Here is a 21,463-nt window from a genome sequence, read left to right as displayed (position 1 = left end):
TGCCACCCCATCGTCTTGCCCCCATCGTCTTGCCCCCATCGTCTTGCCCCCATCGTCTTGCCCCATCGTTTTGCCCCCATCGTCTTGCCCCCATCAACCGGCCTCCCCATCATTCTGCCCCGTATCCTTCTGCCAACTCATCCTCCTACCCCACCGATCACTTCGACATCCAAATCAACAACTCCGGCTCCTTCAACACCGACTGCACCTCATTGGGAGCCGGGCGAAAAAAGTTACCGATCGCAAAGTCCAACTTCTCATCGCCGTTAAAGTCGCCTTTGACGACCGACAGGTGATCATGCATCCGCCCGGGCAAGCGTGACGGAGTGAACGAACCATCGTCTTGCTGGGACAGCATCACGATCGGCGAGGCTCCCTGTGCGACCCAGTCTTTGGAGATGTGCGCCCCCAGCAACGCGACGGCGACGACGTCGACATCGCCATCGCCGTCAAAGTCCCCGGCGGTCGCGTTCAAGACCCCCGGCATGATGCAGATTTCATGTCGCTGCATCGGCAGCGAGCCGTCGTTTTCCAGCCACTGAACCGAATGAAACGGTTTGGGGCCGCGATCGAAGGAATCACCGTTGGTGTACAACACGTCCAAGTCATCGTCGCCGTCCATGTCGACCAGCTCAATGCCGCTGGAACCATAGGCCGGGTCCGGCGCCGCGTAGATCAATTCGCTTTCAAAGTTGCCCTTGCCGTCGTTACGGAACAACTCCACGCGTTCGTGTTCTTGGCTGATCAATGAGATGAAGTCCAGGTCACCGTCGCCATCAAAGTCGACCAGCGGCACGTGCACCGGACCGTGACGCGGGTCGACGTCACGGGATTCAAAGATCGGCACACCGTCATCCCCCATGCCTTGGTTTTCCAGAATGAACGTCCGGCCGCTGTTTCGCCAACCGAACGCCGCGACCAACACATCCACATCGCCGTCCCCGTCAAGATCGCCCGCACGAGCATCGGCGGTCCGACTGAGCCCGTCGATCAGGACGTGCGTCCGAAACGCCTCGCTGTCGCTCAGCCGTTCCATCCACAACACCTGTCCCAAATCGCTATCGTTGGCGGTGAATTCACCGATGTCGGCGACCAACAGGTCCACCAATCCGTCTTGATTTAAGTCGCACGGTTCGGTGTGAACCGGTTGCAACACGGTCCCCAAACGGCGGATTTCCCCCTCGGGATCGTTGGGCCAGTACGCGTTGACCGTTCCCGTTCCGATGTCGCAATACACCAAGGCATTGCCGGGCTTGGATTCGAATCCGAGGTCGATCCAATTGACGTTGGTGACGCCGGCGGCGCGAACGCGTTCTCGCCACAAGCCGGACTTGGTGTGGGTCAGCGCCGCGTCGGGGTAATTCAACGTTTCGGAAACAGGCATCCCCGAATCCTTGGGGGCCTGCATCTTGAAGTACCGTCGCACGTCGGCTTCATCGGGAACGTCCAAATCGGTGCGTCCGGAGGTCCGATACAGATCGAATCCCTGGATGATCTCCATCTCCCATTCATCTTCGGGAGAGCTCGTCGGACGCGGCATCGCATGGCAATCGCCGCAGAACGCCTCGATTTTCGGTCCGGACCGCTTCAGAAAGGCGACGTCGTTGGCCGACAGCGTGCCCTCGGGGGGTGTTTCGCCCGACGGCGATTCGATCGACGCAGCCGATTCGTCGTCTTTTTTTGCACAACCACCCCCGATGGGCAGCAACATTGCGGCCACCGCGGCGTATAGAAGCCCTGTATACCGGCTGCTGCGACAGATTGGGCCCCTGGTGCGACAGATCGGGCGTGTCGAATAAGCTTTCATGTTCACGAAGACTTCTGAAAAGGAATCATTTTAGGCGTCGTCGGTTATAACAAACCACGGAGATCCACAGCACCAATGCGGAAACGAAGCCCACAGATGTTTGCCCCGATCGGCCCACCGCCGGCTGCGACGAACGTCACATCCAGTGAAATCACCGCAACGACGTGCATTACGTCGCAGGTCGCGTTGTGTTTGCCGAAAACTGGGCGCCGGTGGCAATCACTTGCCTCCGATCGCCGCAGTGTCACGACCGCACGCTGTTTCACACTGCTGCTGACCGCCGTTTCATTGCTCGGGTCACTGCTCGGGGGATGTGATCACTCGCCAAATGCCGACAACACGGACGGCAATCCTGCGTCATCCCACGCGGACCATCGAGATGACAAACCGCTGGCCAACCCGGTCGGCACACTCAAATTGTCGCTACGACGCCGCCAATGGGACCAGGCCTGGGCCGCATCCCAAGTGATCCTGGAACAGGCCGAGAAGAACCGCAGCGAATCAGGCAGCACAACCGACCGGGATTTATCGTCGATCGAACCGGAGACCTTGGTCTTGATCGCCCAAGCCGCCCACGAAACCGGGCGTCCCGAACAGGCCGCCGAATTTCTGCGATCGGCCTGTGAATCGGAGTCCTATCAAAATGCCAGCCGCGTGCGACAAACCATGATCGCGATGATCGGGCTGGGACAATACTACGACGGGTTGGAATTCCTGGAACAGGCACTGCGCGCGCAACCGGAACAACACGAAACGCGACGCTGGTTGTTCGATTTCTACATCGGTGCCGACGATCGCGTTTCGGCGATGCGACACGGTCAAACCTTGGTGCTGGCCCGCCGCTTTGACATCGGGATGCTGAAGGATTTAAGCAACACCGAGCGGCGGACCTTGGACGCCGACCCGTTGGACCAAATGGTCACCCGCAACCCCGACGACAAACGACCGTTGTTGGGCGCCGCGAAATCTAAATTCGACGAGAGTAAGTTCGACGAAGCGATCGAGTTGCTTCGTGAGATCGTCGCCCAACACCCCGAACACCATCCGTCCCAGGCATTCTTGGGACAATCCTTGGCTGCCTCGCGACGCTTTGAGGAACTGGAACGCTGGGCGGCGGCGCAGACCGACGGGATCCAGGCCTACCCCAGTTACTGGATCGCCTTGGGCGACTGGGCGCGGGCCAACGACGACGGCCCTGCGGCGCTGCGTGCGTTTGCCCAAGCGGCCACGTGCGGCGATCCCGACGTCGTTCAAATCTGGACGCGGTTGGCGACGCTGCTGCCCCAGTTTATCGACAATGCCACGGTCACCGGCAAGGAACCCGCGGTCACCAAGGAAATGGTCGCGGTCGTCAACGCACGCGCTCAACAATTGACACGATTTCACCAACTCAAAGACCGCTTCATCCGGACCGGCGAAATCTCGCGTGCCATCGCGCTTCAGATCGCCGAGTCGCTCGCCAAGCTCGGGCGACTGTGGGAAGCCGAGGCTTGGTCGGCGATTGCGACCACGTTGCCCGAAGACGACTCGGTCGATGTCGATGCCTTTCGCAGCGATTTGGTCGGGCGGTTGAATCCGGAGACGCCCTGGCGAGTCCCCGAGGCACTGCCGGATTTTGATTCTCTGTACGCCAGGTTGCCACTGCCGAGCATCGAAAAAGTGGTTTCGACCAGCGATCCGGTCCGGCAATCGACCGGCCGTGACGGATCGATCGCCGGCAACTCCGCCCAGCAGGATGGGGTCATCGTCGACTGGAAGCTTGAAAACGAAGCAGACGAGCGCGGGCTGACGTTCTGGGGGCGGACCAGCGACACGCTGCACGAGCCGGGAATCATGCTGTACCAGACGCTCGGATGCGGCGGCGGAACGATCGATTTTGACCTGGACGGCTGGAGCGACCAATACCTGGTGGCCGCCGGTGGCACACCGCCGGCGCAGGACTCTGAACCCAACGCGTTGTTCCGAAACCTGGGTGGACAATTCCAACGCGTGGGGGAACAATCGCAGACGGCTGACAAAGGATTCGGCCAAGGCGTCGCCGTCGGTGACATCAACGAAGACGGCTTTCCAGATCTGCTGGTGCTCAACTACGGCCCCAACCGCTTGTACGTGAACAACGGAGACGGAACGTTTCGCGACGCGAGTGATCAAATGCCGGCGGGCGCCCCGGACGAATGGTCTTCCAGCGGTTCGATCGCCGATCTGGACCATGACGGACTGGCCGATCTGGTCGTCGTCAATTACTGCGCCACCTTGGCCCCGGTGACACAAAGTTGCCCGATGACAGGATCCACGGTGATTCGATCCTGTTCTCCGATGCTGTTCCCCGCCATGCCGGATCGTTTTTTGAAATCCCAAGGCGACGGGACCTTCGTGGATTCGACCGAGGCTTGGGGAGCGGTCACCGATTCGCCCGGCCGTGGCTTGGGAATCATCGTCGGCGACCTGGACGGCAAGCCGGGCAACGAAGTCTTTGTGGCCAACGACATGACCAACAACCACTATTGGAGTCGTCTGGACGGTGAGCCGTCCGATGGAAAACTTTCGCTGTCCGAATCGGCGATGCTGCGTGGAATCGGCGGCGACGATCGCGGCATCCCGCAAGGTTCGATGGGGATCGCCACCGGCGACTTCGATCGAGACGGTGACTTGGATTTTTACGTCACCAACTTCGACAAAGAATACAACACCTTGCACTCCCAATCCTCCTCCGGCATCTGGCAAGACCGCACCGGTGCGTTAGGTTTGGTCGACGACACCCACCCGCTGGTCGCGTTCGGCACCGAAGCGATCGACATCGACAACAGCGGTGAATTGGAACTGGTGGTCACCAATGGCCACGTCGACCTGTTCTCGCGGGGTGACGAAAAAGCGATGTACGACCAGCCGATGCAGATCTTTCAACGATCCGACGACGGCCGCTACCGCGGCGTGTCCCTGGCGACGCTGGGCGAGTACTTTCAATCCTTTCACGTCGGCCGCGGCTTGTGGACCAGCGACGTCAATCGCGACGGGCACGTCGACTTTGTGGTCACGCACCAAACCGAGCCGACCGCGCTGGTGATCAACCGCACGCCCAAGGTCGGCAACTGGCTGCGGTTGGATTTGAAAGGCCGCACGTCTTCACGCAACGCGATCGGCAGCACCGTTCGTATCGAAACCAGCCAGGGAACCCACACCGGATTCTTGGTCGCCGGCGACGGGTACCAATGCAGCAACGACCGCGTCATGCACTTCGGCCTGGGCGACCTGGCCGACCAGGCCGTCGATGTCTCGGTGACCTGGCCGACGGGGATCAGCGAACGATTCCCCGACGTTCCCACCCGCGATCAAACGGTGATCGTCGAATCGGCGCGGTAGAACGGTTCGGGATTGAATCGTAGCGGAACTCGCCAACGGCTTCTCTCCCCGACATCATTCTGCCCCGCATCACTCTGCCATCTCTTTCCCGACGCCAACCGCCGTGACAGAACACCGTGGCCGGGTGGAGAGGTAGGAAGATTTTGGAGGTAGGAGAATTAGCTCCGTCCAATGGAGAGGGGGGGTCACAATTTTCTTACCCCCGAAATCTTCCTACCCAATTGACCGCAGTGTGTTCCCAGGCAGCGTCCGGGAACAAGTGATGATTATGACTCCAACGTTTTTAAACGCGCTTCCAGATCATCGATCCGCTCGGTCACCGAATCCAGCCGCGCGATCAGTTGGTCGATGACGTCCTTGCTGGTGTCCGGCACGGCCGCCGACTTTGCCGCGGCCTGCTTTTCGACGCGTGCTTCCAAGTATTGCCGCTCTTGCGGCGGATACAGCTTGTGGGCAAACGTCTGCCCGCGTCCCGGTGGCGTCAACGCTTCCACCAGCTCCTTTTCGGTCAACGTTTCCAGCGCGGTCTTGACCGCATCCAGATCCGGCAGGCTGCACATCCGTGAGGCCCGCGTGCGAAGCTCGCCGACCGTTTGGGGACCGCGAAGCAGCAATTCGGTCAACACGGCTGCTTGTGGGTTATCCAGATCCAACCATTCATAGGCGGCGTGCCGATACTTGGTCACACGTCCGCTGCCTTGGATTTCCCGAGCCGCACCGACGCCACGCAGTTCATCGAGCGCCAGCAGCACATCGTCTTCATCCAGCTGCATTTGCGGGTTACGGTTGGATTTCTGGTTGCAACCGCTGATGATCGCCGCGGCGGACATCGGATAATTGTCCGGCGTCGTTTTCGCTTTTTCCACCAACACCCCCAACACGCGACGGGCGTTGGCGGACAGTGGCACCACGGGTTTGTCGTTCTGGGTGTCGTTTTCAGACATGGGAATCGTCAAAAAGGGGGAAATATAAATTTTGCCGCCAGTGCTTCGGTCCGATTTGATGTTCGCGCTGGTGGGCGGTTCGCGATGATGCCAGCCCGACGCGTAAGCGAGGGTCAGACGTGGCCCCTCGCTTACGCGTCGGGCTGGCATAGGCACCCTGGATCGGATACGTCGGAACAATCGACAAGGCATTGGCGGCTTCCGCTAACGCCCATGTCGGAAATTGGTTTGCGACGAACCCGCTAGTTTACCGTCCCGGCGGGCGGAACGTCAGTGCCGCATCAAGCAGTGCAGCATCAAGCAGTGCCGATCCCATCCGGCGTCGCCCAGTAACCGCCGCGGGAGTGATCGAACCGCAACTTGGCGCCGCGAAACGCTTCGTCAAATCCGTCGACAGCGTCATAGACCTTTTGTCCGCCGACATACGTTGCCACCGGCCAGCCGGTCAAGCGGACCGAGTCCCAAGGCGACCACTTCGATTTGGTGTGTTGTTCGGCATCGCGAATCGTTTTCGATTTGTTCAGATCCACCAACACCAGGTCCGCATCATAACCGTTTTCGATCCTGCCTTTTCCGACCATTCCCCAGACCCGCGCCGGTGCGTCGCACATCCACGATGCGACCTGGTTGATGGAACATCGCCCTTGCGTGACCTGATCCAACATCAGTGCCAAACTGTTCTCCACCGCCGGCAACCCCGAGGGACTTTTCGGGTAAGCCACCGATTTTTCCTCCAGCGTGTGCGGAGCATGGTCGGTCGCGATGACTTGAATGGTTTGGCTGAGCAACGCATCAAACAGCCGACGATTGTCTTCGGCGGTTTTGATCGACGGGTTCATTTGGATCCGCGTGCCCAAACGAGGATAGTCGTCCACATTGAAGAACAAATGGTGCAGACAAACTTCCGCGGTGATGTACGGTGCGGGGTCGGCCAGGTATTGCAGTTCGTCCCCGGTCGAAACGTGCAGAACGTGAAAGCGATGTTTGTATTTGCGGGCCAGATCCGTGGATCGTTTGGTCGCGATCATGGCGGCCCGGACATCACGGATGCGTGAATGATCAGCCACGTCAGTCGTGCCGGCCAGACGATCCGCATTGGCACGCACGGTCTGTTCGTCTTCGCAATGGGCACAGATCGGCAACGTGGTTTCGGCAAAGATCCGTTCGAGTGCTTCCTGCTCGTCGACCAGCAGGTTTCCGGTGCTGCTGCCGATGAAGATCTTGATCCCCGGGACATCGGTCGCCTTGGCCAGCTCGGCGGCGTTGTCCGGCGTGGCCCCGATGTAAAACCCATAATTGACCAGAGACTTTTCCGCGGCAAGTTGCTCTTTGGCGCGGACGCCGTCGATCGTCACTGCCGGGGGCTTCGTGTTGGGCATCTCCAGAAACGAGGTCACACCACCGGCCGCACAGGCGTGGCTGGCCGTTGACAGGTCTTCTTTGTGCGTCAGTCCGGGCTCGCGAAAATGGACCTGATCGTCGATCACGCCCGGCATCAGATGCAGCCCCTGGCAGTCGACGACCTGATCGGCCGCTGCGTCCGCCCCGGCGGCGACGTCCAAAATCTTGCCGTCTTCGACCAGGACCGAATCGTTGGAGACCTGATTGGGCAGCACAACAGATGCATTTCGGAACAGAACGCGGGTCATCAATACTTCCAACAAACGCGGTGGGGAGGGATCAGGGGACGGAGCCTGAGGGCTCCAGCGATCGACGGGGACGTGCGTCCGTCACAATCGGTCGCCCCCCGTTCATCCTATCGGTCGAAGCGATTCACGCGAAGTGGCCGGCAGACTTTCACACAAACAGCCACCGCAAGCACGAAAATGACGCACCGCCACCACCGAAGGTACTATTCTGGCCTACCCATTGACTATCCTGTGCAAAGCGGCACTGACGCGAATTCGCACGTGACTTGCCTCATGAAACCGATCCCTCACAAACCGCTCGGCCCCGGTGCACCGCTTCGTTCCGACAGCGGGCCGCGATCACCCCTCGCCACAACGACCTCTCCGGCGTGGGACATCCGCGGCGGAACTGACACGGACAGGAAAAACGCGATGTCCCGCTTTTTGGTCCGCGGACGGTTGATTTGGTTCGTGTTCCTGACGGCGTGCGTGCTTTCGGGCGCGGCCCGTGCCCACACGACCGGCGAAACCTACGTCTGGCTGAATGTCGAAGAAGATCGGTTCACCGGACGTGTCGAACTCAATTTGAACGACCTGCGTGACAAACTGGGAATCGATGTCCACGCGGACGCCGCGACCGATGATCGCGATCAAGGGACTGACGCCCCGGCGGACAAACGCGTGCAGATTCTCCGGCAAACGCAGCCACGTGTGCTCGACTACATCCGAGAACACTACCAACTCTCGGTCGACTCCGGTCCGATTCCGATCCAGTACATCGATCTGCAGATCCTGGACTTGCCGGCCGACGAAGGCAGCTACGCCCAGTACCTCTATCAAACCCCGACCGGCCCCGTACCAGACACGATCACGATCCGAAACAGTCTGTTCGTCGAGGACGACTTCACGCACCGCAGTCTGGTCTGCATCGAACGCAATCGAAAAAGCGGCCAAGAATTCGAAGGCGAGTTTACCGCGATGGTCTTCGGATCACACAACCCGGTTCAAGAGCTGGACCTGACCCACATCGATCTGCTGCTGCGGCCGCGTGATTTCATCTGGCAAGGCGTGCTGCACATCTGGATCGGAATCGACCACATCCTGTTCATCGTCGCGCTGCTGCTGCCGGCCGTCTTGGTCCGCCGGGACAACGCCTGGCAACCGGTGCAAGGGTTCAAACAAGCCTTTTTCAACATCGTCAAAATTGTCACGCTGTTCACGATCGCTCACTCGATCACGCTCAGCCTGGCCGCACTGGGTGTGATCGACTTGCCATCGCGATTGGTCGAATCGGTGATCGCACTTTCGATCATCCTGGTCGCACTCAACACGATCCGCCCTCGGTTTAATGACAAAACCTGGTTGATCATTTTTGGATTTGGTCTGTTCCACGGCATGGGATTCGCCTCGGTGATGAGCGAATTGCCGTTTCGGATGATCCACCTGGTCAAGGTGCTGATCGGATTCAACCTGGGTGTGGAACTCGGGCAACTGGCGATCGTTGCCGTGGTGTTCCCGATCATCTTTCTGCTGAGAGAAAGCGCGCTCTATCGACGTGTCATTCTGGCCGGCGGATCGGTCGTGATCGGTGTGATCGCCAGTTACTGGTTCGTTGAACGGGCGTTGGCACTATGAAACAACACACGACACTGCTGGTCTGGTACCCCCGCTTTCTCATTTCCCCATTCGTTGATTCAAAATCGCACCGATGAATTTTGATTGGACCGACCAGCAACTCGCCTTCCGCGACCGGATGCATTCCTTCGCGTCGGATCATCTGACCGACGATGTGATCGACAGGGACGAACGCAGCGAGTTTGCCGAGACGCTTTGGCAGCGGGCGGCCGAGTTTGGCATCCAAGGGATGTTTATTCCGACCGAATTCGGCGGAACCGCATCAGCCGATATCCAAACCGCCATGCTGGCCATGGAAGCGCTCGGCTACGGCTGCGCCGATGGCGGATTGCTGCTCGCCTTGAACGCTCAAATGTGGGCGGTGCAGCTTCCGATCCTGCACTTCGGCAGCGACTTTCAAAAGCAACACTTCTTGCCAAACCTCTGCGGCGGCCGATGGAAGGGCGCCCACGGAATCACCGAGCCGAGTACCGGCAGCGACGTGTTCAACCTGAAAACGACGGCAGAGAAGGTCGACGGAGGCTACGTCCTGAACGGCACCAAGTGCATGGTCACGCTCGCACCGATCTGTGACGTCGCGCTCGTGGTCGCCAGTACGAACCCGGCCAAAGGCAAATGGGGCGTGTCGACCTTTCTGGTGGAATCGGGATTCGCAGGTTTCAGCCGCGGCGAAAACCATCTGAAGATGGGGCTCAGGACCGTGCCGATCGGTGAATTGCGTCTGGAGGATTGCTTCGTCCCCGATTCTCATCGGCTCGGCAAAGAAGGCGGCGGATTCGCCACGTTCAACTATTCGCTGGAGTTCGAACGCTGTTGTATTTTGGCCAGCCAAGTCGGAACGATGCAGCGTCAACTGGAAACCTGCATTCGATACGCCAAAGAGCGTCATCAATTCGGACAACCGATCGGTAAATTCCAATCGGTTTCCAATCGTATCGCTGACATGAAGGTGCGTCTGGAAACATCGAAACTGATGCTTTACAAAGTTGCATGGCTGAAGAGCCAGGGAAAGTCTGCGATGATGGACGCGGCGATCCTGAAACTTTACCTCAGCGAATGCTTTGCCCAGTCCAGCGAAGACGCCGTGCGGATTCATGGCGGTCGCGGTTACCTGACCGAAAACGGTGTCGACCGTGATTGGCGCGACGCGATCGGTGGCGTCTTGTACGCCGGCACCTCGGACATCCAACGTAACATCGTCGCCGGTTTGCTGGGGGTGTGACGATGGCGGCGTTGCTTCACGAAAACCTGTCGCATTGGGCTCAGCAAACGCCCGACCACATCGCGTTTCGATGTGGCAACCAGTCACTGACGTACGCCCAATTGGACGATCGTTCGGCCCGGCTGGCATCGGTGCTGCGCGAGTTGGATGTGCGTCCAGGCGATCGCGTGGCCGTCCGTCTCCCCACAGGCATCGAATCGCCGATCGCCGTGTATGCCGCGATGAAGGCCGGTGCCGCGATGGTCCCGGTGGATCCGCTGGCGCCCCCCGGCCGCTTGATCGAGATCCTACGCAGCGGCCAAATACGCCATCTGGTCACGACGAAACTGGCCGACCCGTACGCCGAAACGATCAACCGCAGCGATCACCCGCTGCAACACGTCATCGGGACCGAACCCACCGCCCCCGCCGACTACCCGACCGCGGAGTTCACAGCCTGGTCGGCGATCGATTCGGCCGACCGAATCGAACCGCTCCCGATGCGTTCGACCGACCCGGCGTATGTGATTTTTACCTCTGGATCGACGGGGATCCCCAAAGGCATTGTGCATTCGCATTACAGTGGCAACAGCTACGCCCGCCTGTCGGTCAGGACCTATGCCGTCACCGCCGCCGACCGAATCGCCAACTTGTCGCCGTTGCACTTTGACATGTCAACGTTCGGCTACTTTTCGTCGATTTTTGCCGGGGCCACCACGGTTTTGGTGCCGCCGACCTACAGCATGTTGCCTGCAAGTCTTTCCGCACTGATCCAATCCCAGCAGATCACGATCTGGTATTCGGTCCCTTTTGCACTGGTCCAGCTGCTCGAGCGAGGCGTTCCCGAGCAACGTGATCTGTCAAGCATCCGCTGGATCATGTACGGCGGCGAACCGCTATCTCCACGACACGCGCAACAACTGCGACGACTGATGCCCGACGCATGGATCAGCAACGTCTATGGCCCGGCGGAAGTGAACCAGTGCACCTACTTCCACATCCCACCGACCAACCGTGGCGGACCGCAAGACCTGCCGGAACAACCGATCCCGATCGGACAATTGTGGGACGAGACCGACGCGGTGATTCTGGATCCCTTGGATCAGCCGGTCCAAGGGGCAGGTGTCGGAGAGCTGTTGGTTCACTCATCGACGATGATGACCCGTTACTGGCATCTGAGCTGTGACGATCCGGTCACGTTCTACTTCGATCTCGACAGCGGAAAGCGGTTTTATCGCACCGGTGATTTGGTTCGACGACGCGAGGACGGCTTGCTGGATTTTCTCGGCCGGGTCGATCGTCAGGTGAAAGTCCGCGGCTACCGCATCGAACTGGACGAAGTCGAACATGCGATTTCCCAATTGGCCGGTGTGATCGAATCGGCGGCGTTTTGTGTCAAAGCGGATGAAACCCAACGTTTGTTGGCCGCGGTCACGCTCGCCGATCCGACCGAATTCGACACCGCAGTTTTGAAACGAGAATTGTCAACGCGGCTGCCCGCCTATGCCGTGCCCGACCAGATGCTTGTCAGAAAATCGTTCCCGCGGACGACCAGTGGAAAAATCGACCGCCGCCGACTGGTGATGGAGTACGAATCTTCCCCCGGGGCTCGATGAATTCGCCCCCCTTCCCCGCTCGCTCCTTGCCACCACCTCCGAACATGATGATCGATTCCGAACCGTTGCCGAAGCTGATCAAATTCATTCAGAATGAACTCATGGGCAATTCCTCCGTTACGATTTCTCAGGACGACGATCTGCTAGGTGGCGGACACATCGATTCGATGGGGATCATGCGACTGATCGCGTATCTGGAATCAGAGTTCGGCATCTCCGTGCCTCCGGAAGACGTGACGATCGAAAACTTTGAATCGCCGCGGACGATCGCGACCTATGTCCAAACGGCGTTGAACCAACGGAGCTGAATCGATTCATGCCATCCGCCGTCACCTCGCAGAATCCACCGACCGTCGCGGCGGTCGCCGAAAGCGTTTCACGACGCGCTGCGTTGGGGATCCGAATGGCGTCGGTCGCGGACTCTTTGCGAGCCCGACGTCGACCGCTCCGCTGGGTGACGCTGCCGATGGCCTGGATGGCCGAATCGATCGCGATCGGGGTCATGCATCGGCGCGACGTTGCGGCGATGGTTCGATCGACCTACGCTTCGCGACCTGAGTTCTACGATCCGAGACGCTATCAGTTGCCCCACGAAGCTCGCATGTTGCCGCGGTTGCTGGAACATCGCGATGCGTGCGGATTGCTCGATGCGTTTTGTGGTCAGGGCCGAGAGGCCAAGCTATTCGCCGATGCCGGGTATCATGTCACCGCCATCGACGAATTGGATTGGATGATTCGGCGAGCGCAACGCTTTCGCGTCGACGCAGGATTCTCCGCAGAATTCTTTGCCCAAGATTTTTTTACCTTTGATCCTGATCGCTCGTTCGACATCGTCTACACCTCCTGCTGGATGTACTCGACGATTCAAGGGTCCGATCGACGGCGTGAGTTTCTCGATCGATGCAAACGGCTCTGTGACGAAAACGGCCTGGCCGTCGTGTCCTACGTCAATCAGCGAGCGAACTCAACCGCCGGAGCATGGCTGCGATTCATCATCGCGAAAGCGGCGGCGGTTTTGACCGTGGGCAATGTTCGCTCGGAGTTCGGCGAACGAGTCTACAGCGGGCTTTTCTGGCATCACTTGTCCGACGCAACGGTACGTCGCGAAGTCGAATCCGCCGGTTGGCAGATTACAGAAACCGTCGCCGGGACGGGCATGGAACCGACGTTCCTGTTTCTGGTCCGCATGCCAGGGGGGCAATAGCATGTCTCCGGCATCCCGAAATCACGCTGACGCGTCTGATGAAGTTTCCTTGACGCACAATCAACACTTGATTTGGATCGGCCAACAACTGCATCCTGATCTCCCGCTGTATGAAGTGCCGTACCGGTACACGATCTGCGGTCGTCTCGATCCGGTTCGCTTTGCCGCCGCGTTTCGCGAACTGGTCCGTCGAAATGAAGTGTTGCGGATCATCGCCGCAGACGATCGATGGACTCAGCCCTCGGTGAGATCGGTTCGCGACGTGGAATGCCACGTCGTCGATGTCTCGTCAGATCCGGATCCCCAATCCGCCGCCGACGGGATCGTCAACGAACGACTCGCGGGCCGTTTCGACGCCATGCGATCACTCTGCGACGCAACACTCATCAAACTGTCGCCGGACCGCTGGGAATTCTTGCTGACGATCCACCACGCGTTGACCGATGCGTTCGCCGGCCGAGTGATTCTGGCAACGCTTGCCCGGTTCTATGAAGCGGAAACTGGTGGAGTCTCCGCCTCCGAATTCCCAGACGATCGCCGCCTTATTGAACCGACAGAACAAGCGAAGAATGTTGACGCGGATCGTGAATGGTTCGCCTCCCGAAGCATCGTGTCGCCGGTGACGCGTTTTTACTCTCAAGGCACCGAATCCGACCCGACGCGTCAAACTCGCATCGTTGTGCCGCTTAGCGACGATGAAAACCGTGCGTTTTCCGAGTTGGCGTCCACGCCACCGTTGCGACAAATCACGCCCGCTCTGACCGCTTTCAATCTCTTCGCCACGACGCTGCTGGCTTGGCTCGGCCGCTTGGAACCGCGCCGGTCGTGCTGTATCGGAGCGACGACGCACGGCCGCGCAACCCCGGCGATGCGTCAAGCAATCGGATTGTTCATGCAGTTACTTCCGTTTCGTGTCGACTTCGATCCACAGGACACGTTCGAAAGCCTTTCGCGGAAGGTGGCGGTCGAATCGAAAGGTTTCCTGGCGCACGCCAGACCAGACGTCATGACCGCCGAATCGCAACGCGCTCTGGATGTCGCGCTCAATGTAATCGATCTGTCGGTCGACGATTTCTGCGGCATGCCGACCACGCTGGAATGGTTGCACAACGGATTCGGCGATCCGCAACGCCGATTGACGGTCAGCGCGCATCCGCTCTCGGGCGATCGCTGGGAATTGTTGTTCGACTGTTGCAATGCCGCGTTTTCGGCTGCAGATCGCAAACGTGCGATCGCACACTTTCGTCAAACCCTGATGGCGATCCATCACTCGCCACGGACGCTGATCAGGGAGTATCAGCTGCTGACGCCGTCGGAACGATCATTTCTGGTCAAGCACGGCGGCAGCACGACAGAACCCGATGACATCGATTTGTGGTCAGAATTTGATCGGGCATGTCGCGACGCCGGAGATGCAATCGCAGTCGAGGGTCCGACGTTGCAAATGACCTACACGGAATTACGGGAACGCGCGTTAGCACTATCGGACCAGCTGGATGCGGCCGAGTTCTGCAACCTCGTCCCGCTGGTGTGCCGGCGTGACGAAAACGCAGTCGTCGCCATGCTGGGTGTTTTGGCGAGCGGTCGATGTTTCTTGATCGTCGATGCAGAGAATCCGGCCGAACGAGCCGAAGCTCTGCTGTCGCAATCTGGTGCTTCGATGATGCTCGATGCGACCGCCGAGTCGATCGTCGTTCGAACGGTTGCGTCGCCGAATCCATCTTCATGTGACCTGCCCCGCAACGCATGTTACGTCCTGTTCACCTCGGGTTCGACCGGTCGCCCGAACGGAGTCGTGGTGGGACACGACGCGATCTGGAACCTGTTATCGGCGTTTGAATCGATCGCTCCGTTGAATCGCGATTGCCGATGCAGTTGGTGGACCAACATCGGTTTTGATGTGGCAATGTACGAGGTATTTTCGGCGTTGTTGTTCGGCAGAACGCTATGCATCCCAAACGATTCGGTGCGTTTGAGCGCCGATGCGATGCTGGATTGGTTAAACGCCCAAAACATCCACGGTGCCTACTTGCCGCCCTTCTTTCTATCGACCACCGATCGCTTTTTGAAAGAAGACAAAACGCTCCGATTGCGACGATTGCTGGTCGGTGTCGAACCGATCCCGCAGTTGCTGCTCGCGTCGATCGCCGATCAAGTACCCGAATTGAATCTGATCAACGGCTACGGTCCGACCGAAACGACCGTCTGCGCAACGCTGCATCGGATCGATCCGTATGATCGGTCACCGGGACCGGCTAGCATCGGACGCCCCGTTACCGGGAATCGAATCCTGGTTGTCGACGCTTTGGGAAATCCCGTCCCGCCGGGAATCTCTGGCGAATTGTGGATCGGCGGTGTGGGGCTGGCCAAAGGCTACTTGGGCGATCCCGAACTGACACGCCGGCGCTTCGTCACAGCACCAAAGCTGGACAAAGACTCGGTCTGGTATCGCAGTGGCGATCGGGTTCGGATGCGAGACGACGGGACGCTCGAGTTTCTCGGTCGGATGGATGACCAAGTGAAACTGGCCGGAGTCCGTATCGAACCGGCAGAGATCACCGCGACGGTTCGCCAGTGCGATGGCGTCCATGATTGTGTGGTGATACCACATCAGCGTAACGGACGTGTTGAAAAACTGGTCGCGGTTCTAGAAGCCGATGGCACCATCGATTTGGGGTCGATTCGCAATCATCTTCGCCGTCGTCTGATTCCCAGCATGGTGCCATCGCATTGGATCGTTCAATCGCGTCTGCCGCGAACGACCAACGGAAAGATCGACCGGCAATCCCTCGACGAGATCATCACGCAAGAGCTTTCGGAGAAGGGATCGCCATCGGAGGCGCAGGGCAAAAGGCCGCAAAACGCGATCGAGTACACCCTGGCTGGCATCATGCGCGAGGTGCTGGGTGAATCAACGCTGGGAATCGATGACGATTTTTTCCATCATGGCGGCTCCTCGTTGGACGCGATGCAGTTGACATCGCGGGCGAACGAGCTTGGGATTTCGATCGCGATTCAGGATGTCTTTCGGTGCCGCGACGCTGAGTCGCTCGCTCGACTCGCCGGTTCCCCCCGTCCCAGCAAAGAAGCGGCGCGAGAAACGCCGGCCATCGCGGAACTTTCCCCGGGACAACGCGCGATCTGGTACCACAATCAAACGCATCCCGATTCACCGGCCTATCATTTTCAGGTGGCATGGAAAGCCAACGGTCGACTCGACGCAGAACGAGTTGCTGACTCTCTGGTGCATGTGGTCCGGCGTCACCCGGCCCTCCGTACCACGATCTCCCCGCACGACGGAACACCGGTCCCGCGGATCCACCTGCACCTGCCGCCTGAATTCCAAGTTTGGCATCACACCGCGACCACGGCCGAAATCGTCTTGGATGGCAAACGCCCCTTCGACCTCTCCGAGGCAGGCCCGCTGCGAGCATTACTGATCCAGCCTCCCAACCAGCCCGACACCCTCGCCATCACCGTCCACCACATCGCCGCCGACCTGCAAAGCATCGTGCAACTCATGCACGACTTCGCCCACCGCTACCAAAAAGGGGACGGGGGTCATTTCCCCAAAAGGGAAGGGGGTCGTTTTTTTGGTTCGGGGAGTCGTTTCACGAAATATGAATCCCCGTCCCCTTTTTGGGAGAGGTTGCGGGGGTGTGATCGGATGGTCGCGTTGCCATTTGATTTTGGTCCGGCGGTTGAGGAGTCGGAGTCGGGTGAGCTGTTTCGGTTTTCGTTGTCCGAGGAGCTGAGCCGGGATGTTCGTCAATCGGCCTCGAGTTGTGGCGTTTCGGTCGGGACATTTTTGATGGCTGCTTATGCGGTTCTTCTGCACCGCTATTCGACCACCGAAGCCTTCACGATCGGGGTGCCGGTTAGTCTTCGCGATCGAATTCCTGCAGACGACGATGAAATCGCTTACCTGATCGAAGCCCTTCCGTTCGCTTATCGCATCCAGCATGACCTGAGATTCGATGCGATGCTTCAACGCGTGCACGATGATTTTGGCGAATTGCTGGCACATCGCCATACATCGCACCAGAAACTTGCCGAGCGGTACGGAACGTTGTTCAACACGATGTTTGTGCCACAGCAATCGCTCGCCCCGCTGCAGCTTGACGAGGGGCTTAAAATGACGCCCGAAGTCAGTGACCTGGGTGTCGCAAAGTTCGACTTGACGTGGTTTGTGACCGACTCGCAACCTGAGATCGAATGCGCAGTGGAGTTTCGCACGAATCGGTTCGAACGTGACACCATCGATCTGATGACACGACACTGGCAAACCCTATTGCGGCGGCTCGCAAGCAGCCCTGACGAACTGGTCGGTCAGGTCGACTTTCGAACCGCAGCCGATCACGAAGCGATCCGAGCGTTGTCCGGAGTGCAGGATGAACGGACGCAGGCTGAACTGACGCAGACCACGACGTCGCACTCGCCGAACCGAGCGACCGTTTGCCAATGGATCCAGTCACATGCAGCCGAAACGCCCGGTGCGATCGCAGTCGTTTGCGGCGACCAATCGCTCAGCTATCAGCAGCTGGTCGATCGCGCGGATGATTTGGCGGCAAGGCTTGTGGCAGCAGGCGTCGAACGCGGCAGCGCCGTCGCACTGTGTTTGCCTCGATCGGCTGAACTGATCGTCGGCATTCTGGCGATTCTGAAAGCCGGCGGTGCGTATGTCCCGTTTGATCCCAATCTGCCCGAAGAGCGATTGCGGCGGCTGGCATCGCGTGCGGGGATCAAAACTGCTGTAGCAAGCGGCACGCAGCTTGCCCCGATCTTTGAGACGGTGATCGATGCCGCGGCACCGAGCGGCACGGCCTCGAAGAGCAGCGCTAGCGTCAGCGTCGCCGGGCGGGACGCATCCGATCCCGACTCACTCGCCTACGTCTTGCACACATCGGGATCGACGGGGCATCCCAAGGGCGTCGAAGTCACGCATCGTGCCCTGCTGCAATCAACGTTGGCTCGAGAATCATTTTACGAGTCCACACCACAACGCTTCTTGATGCTGTCTCCGGTTTGGTTTGACAGCTCGATCGCAGGACTCTTCTGGACGCTTTGTTCGGGGAACACCTTGGTCATCCCAGAAGACCAACAATTGCAGGATGTCCAGGCGATCGCTGACCTGATTGATCGACACCGGGTCACCGACACGCTGCTGCTACCTTCGTTGTACGGCGTCCTGCTGGCTGGTTTGGAAGCATCGCGATTGCAATCGCTAACCAGAGTGATCCTCGCCGGGGAATCCTGCTCGCGCTCTGTCGTCCGGCGGCACTTCCGTGTCCTCCCCGAAACGCGATTGTTCAACGAATATGGTCCGACCGAAGCATCGGTCTGGTGCACGGCCGCGGAAATGAAGCCGACTGATGCAGTCGTTTCGATCGGCCACGGCGTCGAAACAACGCCCGTCTGTTTGCTTGACCCGAACGGGGTGGAGATTCCGATCGGCTGCGTCGGCGAAATCCACGTCGGCGGATCGCGTCTGGCCAGCGGCTATCGCGGCGACCCAGAGTCGACCGCACAGAAATTCATCGCAGATCCGCGTCCCGGAATGTCGGTGCCACTCTATCGGACCGGAGACTTGGCTCGCATGCGCCGCGATGGATCACTGGTGTACCTGGGACGCATCGACGATCAATTCAAGGTCAACGGTGTTCGGGTGGAACCCGCGGAAATCGAGTCGGCGTTGGTCGAGATCGATGGCGTCAACGACGCGGCGGTCATGTCGATTCCGCGAGTTCACGCGGGCGTTGCCGACAGCGCCGACGACCTGATCGCGACTCTGGAAGCGATGCCACCCGATGAAGCCCATCGATGGATCGACCGGGCACAGGGCATCACATCGGAGGAATCGGATCCGGTCGTGCTGCAGGACGAAAACATTCGGCTGACACTCGAATGGAAAGACCAAAACTTCATCTCAACGCCACGCAAGCGTCAACGCAAATGGCTGCTTGATCAAACGCTTCGAGAAACAGCGGCTGATCTGAGTTCACTGAACGAGATCGCCGAACGCATGGTAGCCGGCAGCGACCAGCCCCACGTACCGCGCGAGCTGTCACAGGAGCGACTGTCGGAACAGGAAATCATGGAAGATTGGCAGACGCCTTTGATGAAAGCGATGGCCGATTGGGCGACCGAGTCACACGGTGATGTGTTGGAAATCGGATTCGGCCGTGGCGTCGCGGCAACGATGATCCAGGAAAACGGGGTGCGTTCGCACACGATCGTCGAGATGAACCCGCACAGCATTCAAGATCACTTTGTGCCCTGGCGAAACCGATACGCCGATCGGGACATCCGGCTCGTCGCCGGGCGTTGGCAAGACCATCTGGATCACCTGCGAACGTACGACAGTGTCTTTTTCCACGCGTTTCCGATGAACGAATCCGAGTTCGTCAAATATGTCGTCGACAGTGTCACGTTTGCCGAGCATTTTTTTCCGGTCGCGTCCAGGTTGCTGCGTCCTGGTGGAGTGTTCACCTATTTGACGACGGAGATCGATTCGTTGAGTCGTCGTCATCAACGCAGTCTGCTGGATCACTTCGCGGAGATTCAGCTGCGTGTTCAACCATTGTCGATTCCGGCGGAAACCAAAGACGCTTGGTGGGCGGATTCGATGGTCGTGGTGAGGGCCGTCAAATGAATTCTCGTCCCTCGATCGCGCAACGGGTCAACGCTCTGACTCGCCAGCAACAGGCATGGCTCGCCGCCCAGCTGAATGCGTCAACGAAACACGAATCGGATTCGATGCCAAGCGAGTTGGTTGCCTGGGTCGTCACCGAATCCAACACCGTCGACGAACCCGAACTTCGCCGCCAAATGCAACGTCGATTGCCCGCGTCGTTGATCCCGCGCCGGATCGTCGCGGTGGATTCCATTCCTCGAACGATCACGGGAAAAATCGACCGGCAGCAGCTCGCCCATCGGCCGAAAATTGAACCACGCGCCGTTGCGGTCGATGCCGACCGATGGACCGAAACCGAACGCACGTTGATCGATGTTTGTCGCGGTTTATTGGGAGTCGACTCGATCGTTCCCCAAGACCACTTCTTTCACATCGGGGGCGATTCGCTGTTGAGCATCCGACTGATCTCTCAATCGCGGCAACGCGGCCTGGCGATCGAACCACGCGACGTGCTGGAATCCATCTCCATCGCCGAATTGGCTGCGGCATCCGATCGACGCAGCGGCGACCGGATACCCGGCACGGTGGAGGCGCCGGCAGCGGCGGTGATCACAAAGATCCGCTCCGGGCGACACGCCGGGTCGATTCTGTTGGTCCACGAAGTCGGTGGTCGTTGTCACTATGCCCACTATTTGGCCGCCCTGCTGGCGCCCGAACAGACGCTTTTCGTCTCCAACCAGCCCCCACCCGACCAGAGTCCGCTATCGATCCAGACGCTTGCGAGTCTGTATCTCGATGCCTGGGTTGAGACACAACCCGATGGGCCGCGGATCATCGTCTGTTTCTGTTGGGGTGGATTGTTGGGATACGAAATCGCCCGACAGTTGAGACAGCGTGGGTTGGAGATGGATGCACTGCTCGTCGTGGAATCGGGAACGGAGGCAGCCTACGACCATGCGTCCATGTTGAACCGATTCCTGGACCGAATGAAGGGAACTTGGGTCCGGGCGCGGAACCGGGCACGTTCGTTGCGCAGTCGCCAGGCGTTTGCGGATTTGGCCAAGACACTGAAGTCAAAATTGCTGCAGCGACGCGCGACGCCCATCACGGCCGACGCCGGATTCCAGTTCCGTGATGACGAGGGAGATCCCGCTCAGATCCGTGCCAACGTCCAAGCATTTCTGGATTACCAGCCGCAGCCGGACTCGCTGCCCTTGCAGCTGTTCCGCGTGGAGGGGCCGACCGGATTGATCGGCACGCGGTACAGCGATCGTTCGCTCGGCTGGCGTTACGTGGTCGGCGACCAATTGATGCTGCACACGATTCCCGGAACACACGACACATGCATGCAACCGCCGCATGTCGTCCACTTGGCCGCCGCGATGAATCGTGTGATCAACCAATTCGTGACGCACTCGCGCACGTGACGGTCCG

11 protein-coding genes are annotated in these 21,463 nt (G+C 59.3%); 8 read left to right on the top strand and 3 right to left on the bottom strand.

Annotated features, from left to right (window positions below; genetic code table 11):
• Positions 1–157: 157 nt before the first annotated feature.
• Positions 158–1,711 carry an FG-GAP-like repeat-containing protein gene (locus tag Mal15_RS26240; protein ID WP_167547060.1) on the bottom strand — a complete coding sequence of 518 codons (1,554 nt, stop codon included), beginning with the start codon at positions 1,709–1,711 and terminating at the stop codon, positions 158–160.
• A 192-nt stretch (positions 1,712–1,903) separates the two neighbouring features.
• On the opposite strand from Mal15_RS26240, the gene Mal15_RS26235 reads away from it, so the two are divergent.
• A complete protein-coding gene (locus Mal15_RS26235; protein ID WP_167547059.1) occupies positions 1,904–5,167 on the top strand; it encodes a CRTAC1 family protein in 3,264 nt (1,087 codons plus the stop codon).
• A gap of 266 nt (positions 5,168–5,433) precedes the next feature.
• Here the strand turns inward: Mal15_RS26235 and Mal15_RS26230 are convergent, their stop codons facing one another.
• On the bottom strand, positions 5,434–6,111 hold the full coding sequence (locus tag Mal15_RS26230) for a YceH family protein (protein ID WP_147870463.1): 678 nt from the start codon (positions 6,109–6,111) through the stop codon (positions 5,434–5,436).
• A 296-nt stretch (positions 6,112–6,407) separates the two neighbouring features.
• Positions 6,408–7,760 (bottom strand): dihydroorotase, encoded by a 1,353-nt coding sequence (locus tag Mal15_RS26225; protein WP_147870462.1) that lies wholly within the window; start codon positions 7,758–7,760, stop codon positions 6,408–6,410.
• Positions 7,761–8,171: 411 nt separating this feature from the next.
• Between Mal15_RS26225 and Mal15_RS26220 the strand changes: the two genes are divergently transcribed.
• The 7 genes from Mal15_RS26220 to Mal15_RS26190 all read left to right on the top strand — a co-directional run bounded on the left by Mal15_RS26220 (position 8,172) and on the right by Mal15_RS26190 (position 21,456).
• Positions 8,172–9,374 (top strand): HupE/UreJ family protein, encoded by a 1,203-nt coding sequence (locus Mal15_RS26220; protein ID WP_167547058.1) that lies wholly within the window; start codon positions 8,172–8,174, stop codon positions 9,372–9,374.
• A gap of 73 nt (positions 9,375–9,447) precedes the next feature.
• Positions 9,448–10,596, top strand: coding sequence for an acyl-CoA dehydrogenase family protein (locus Mal15_RS26215; RefSeq protein WP_147870460.1), 1,149 nt, complete (start codon positions 9,448–9,450; stop codon positions 10,594–10,596).
• A gap of 2 nt (positions 10,597–10,598) precedes the next feature.
• Entirely contained in the window at positions 10,599–12,191 is a 1,593-nt protein-coding gene (locus Mal15_RS26210) for an amino acid adenylation domain-containing protein (protein WP_147870459.1), read from the top strand.
• Positions 12,192–12,235: 44 nt separating this feature from the next.
• On the top strand, positions 12,236–12,499 hold the full coding sequence (locus Mal15_RS26205) for an acyl carrier protein (RefSeq protein WP_199773738.1): 264 nt from the start codon (positions 12,236–12,238) through the stop codon (positions 12,497–12,499).
• An 8-nt stretch (positions 12,500–12,507) separates the two neighbouring features.
• Positions 12,508–13,395, top strand: a complete 888-nt coding sequence (locus Mal15_RS26200) for a class I SAM-dependent methyltransferase (RefSeq protein ID WP_147870458.1) — start codon at positions 12,508–12,510, stop codon at positions 13,393–13,395.
• Between the two features lies 1 nt (position 13,396).
• Complete coding sequence (locus Mal15_RS26195; protein WP_261344524.1) at positions 13,397–20,047, top strand: non-ribosomal peptide synthetase; 6,651 nt, start codon at positions 13,397–13,399, stop codon at positions 20,045–20,047.
• Positions 20,044–21,456, top strand: coding sequence for a thioesterase domain-containing protein (locus Mal15_RS26190; protein WP_147870456.1), 1,413 nt, complete (start codon positions 20,044–20,046; stop codon positions 21,454–21,456). The genes Mal15_RS26195 and Mal15_RS26190 overlap by 4 nt, the downstream gene beginning before the upstream one ends.
• Positions 21,457–21,463: the final 7 nt, after the last annotated feature.

Origin of the sequence: Stieleria maiorica, assembly GCF_008035925.1 — a bacterium.
GTDB classification, from domain to species: Bacteria; Planctomycetota; Planctomycetia; order Pirellulales; family Pirellulaceae; genus Stieleria; species Stieleria maiorica.
This window is presented reverse-complemented; position numbering and strand designations above follow the sequence as displayed.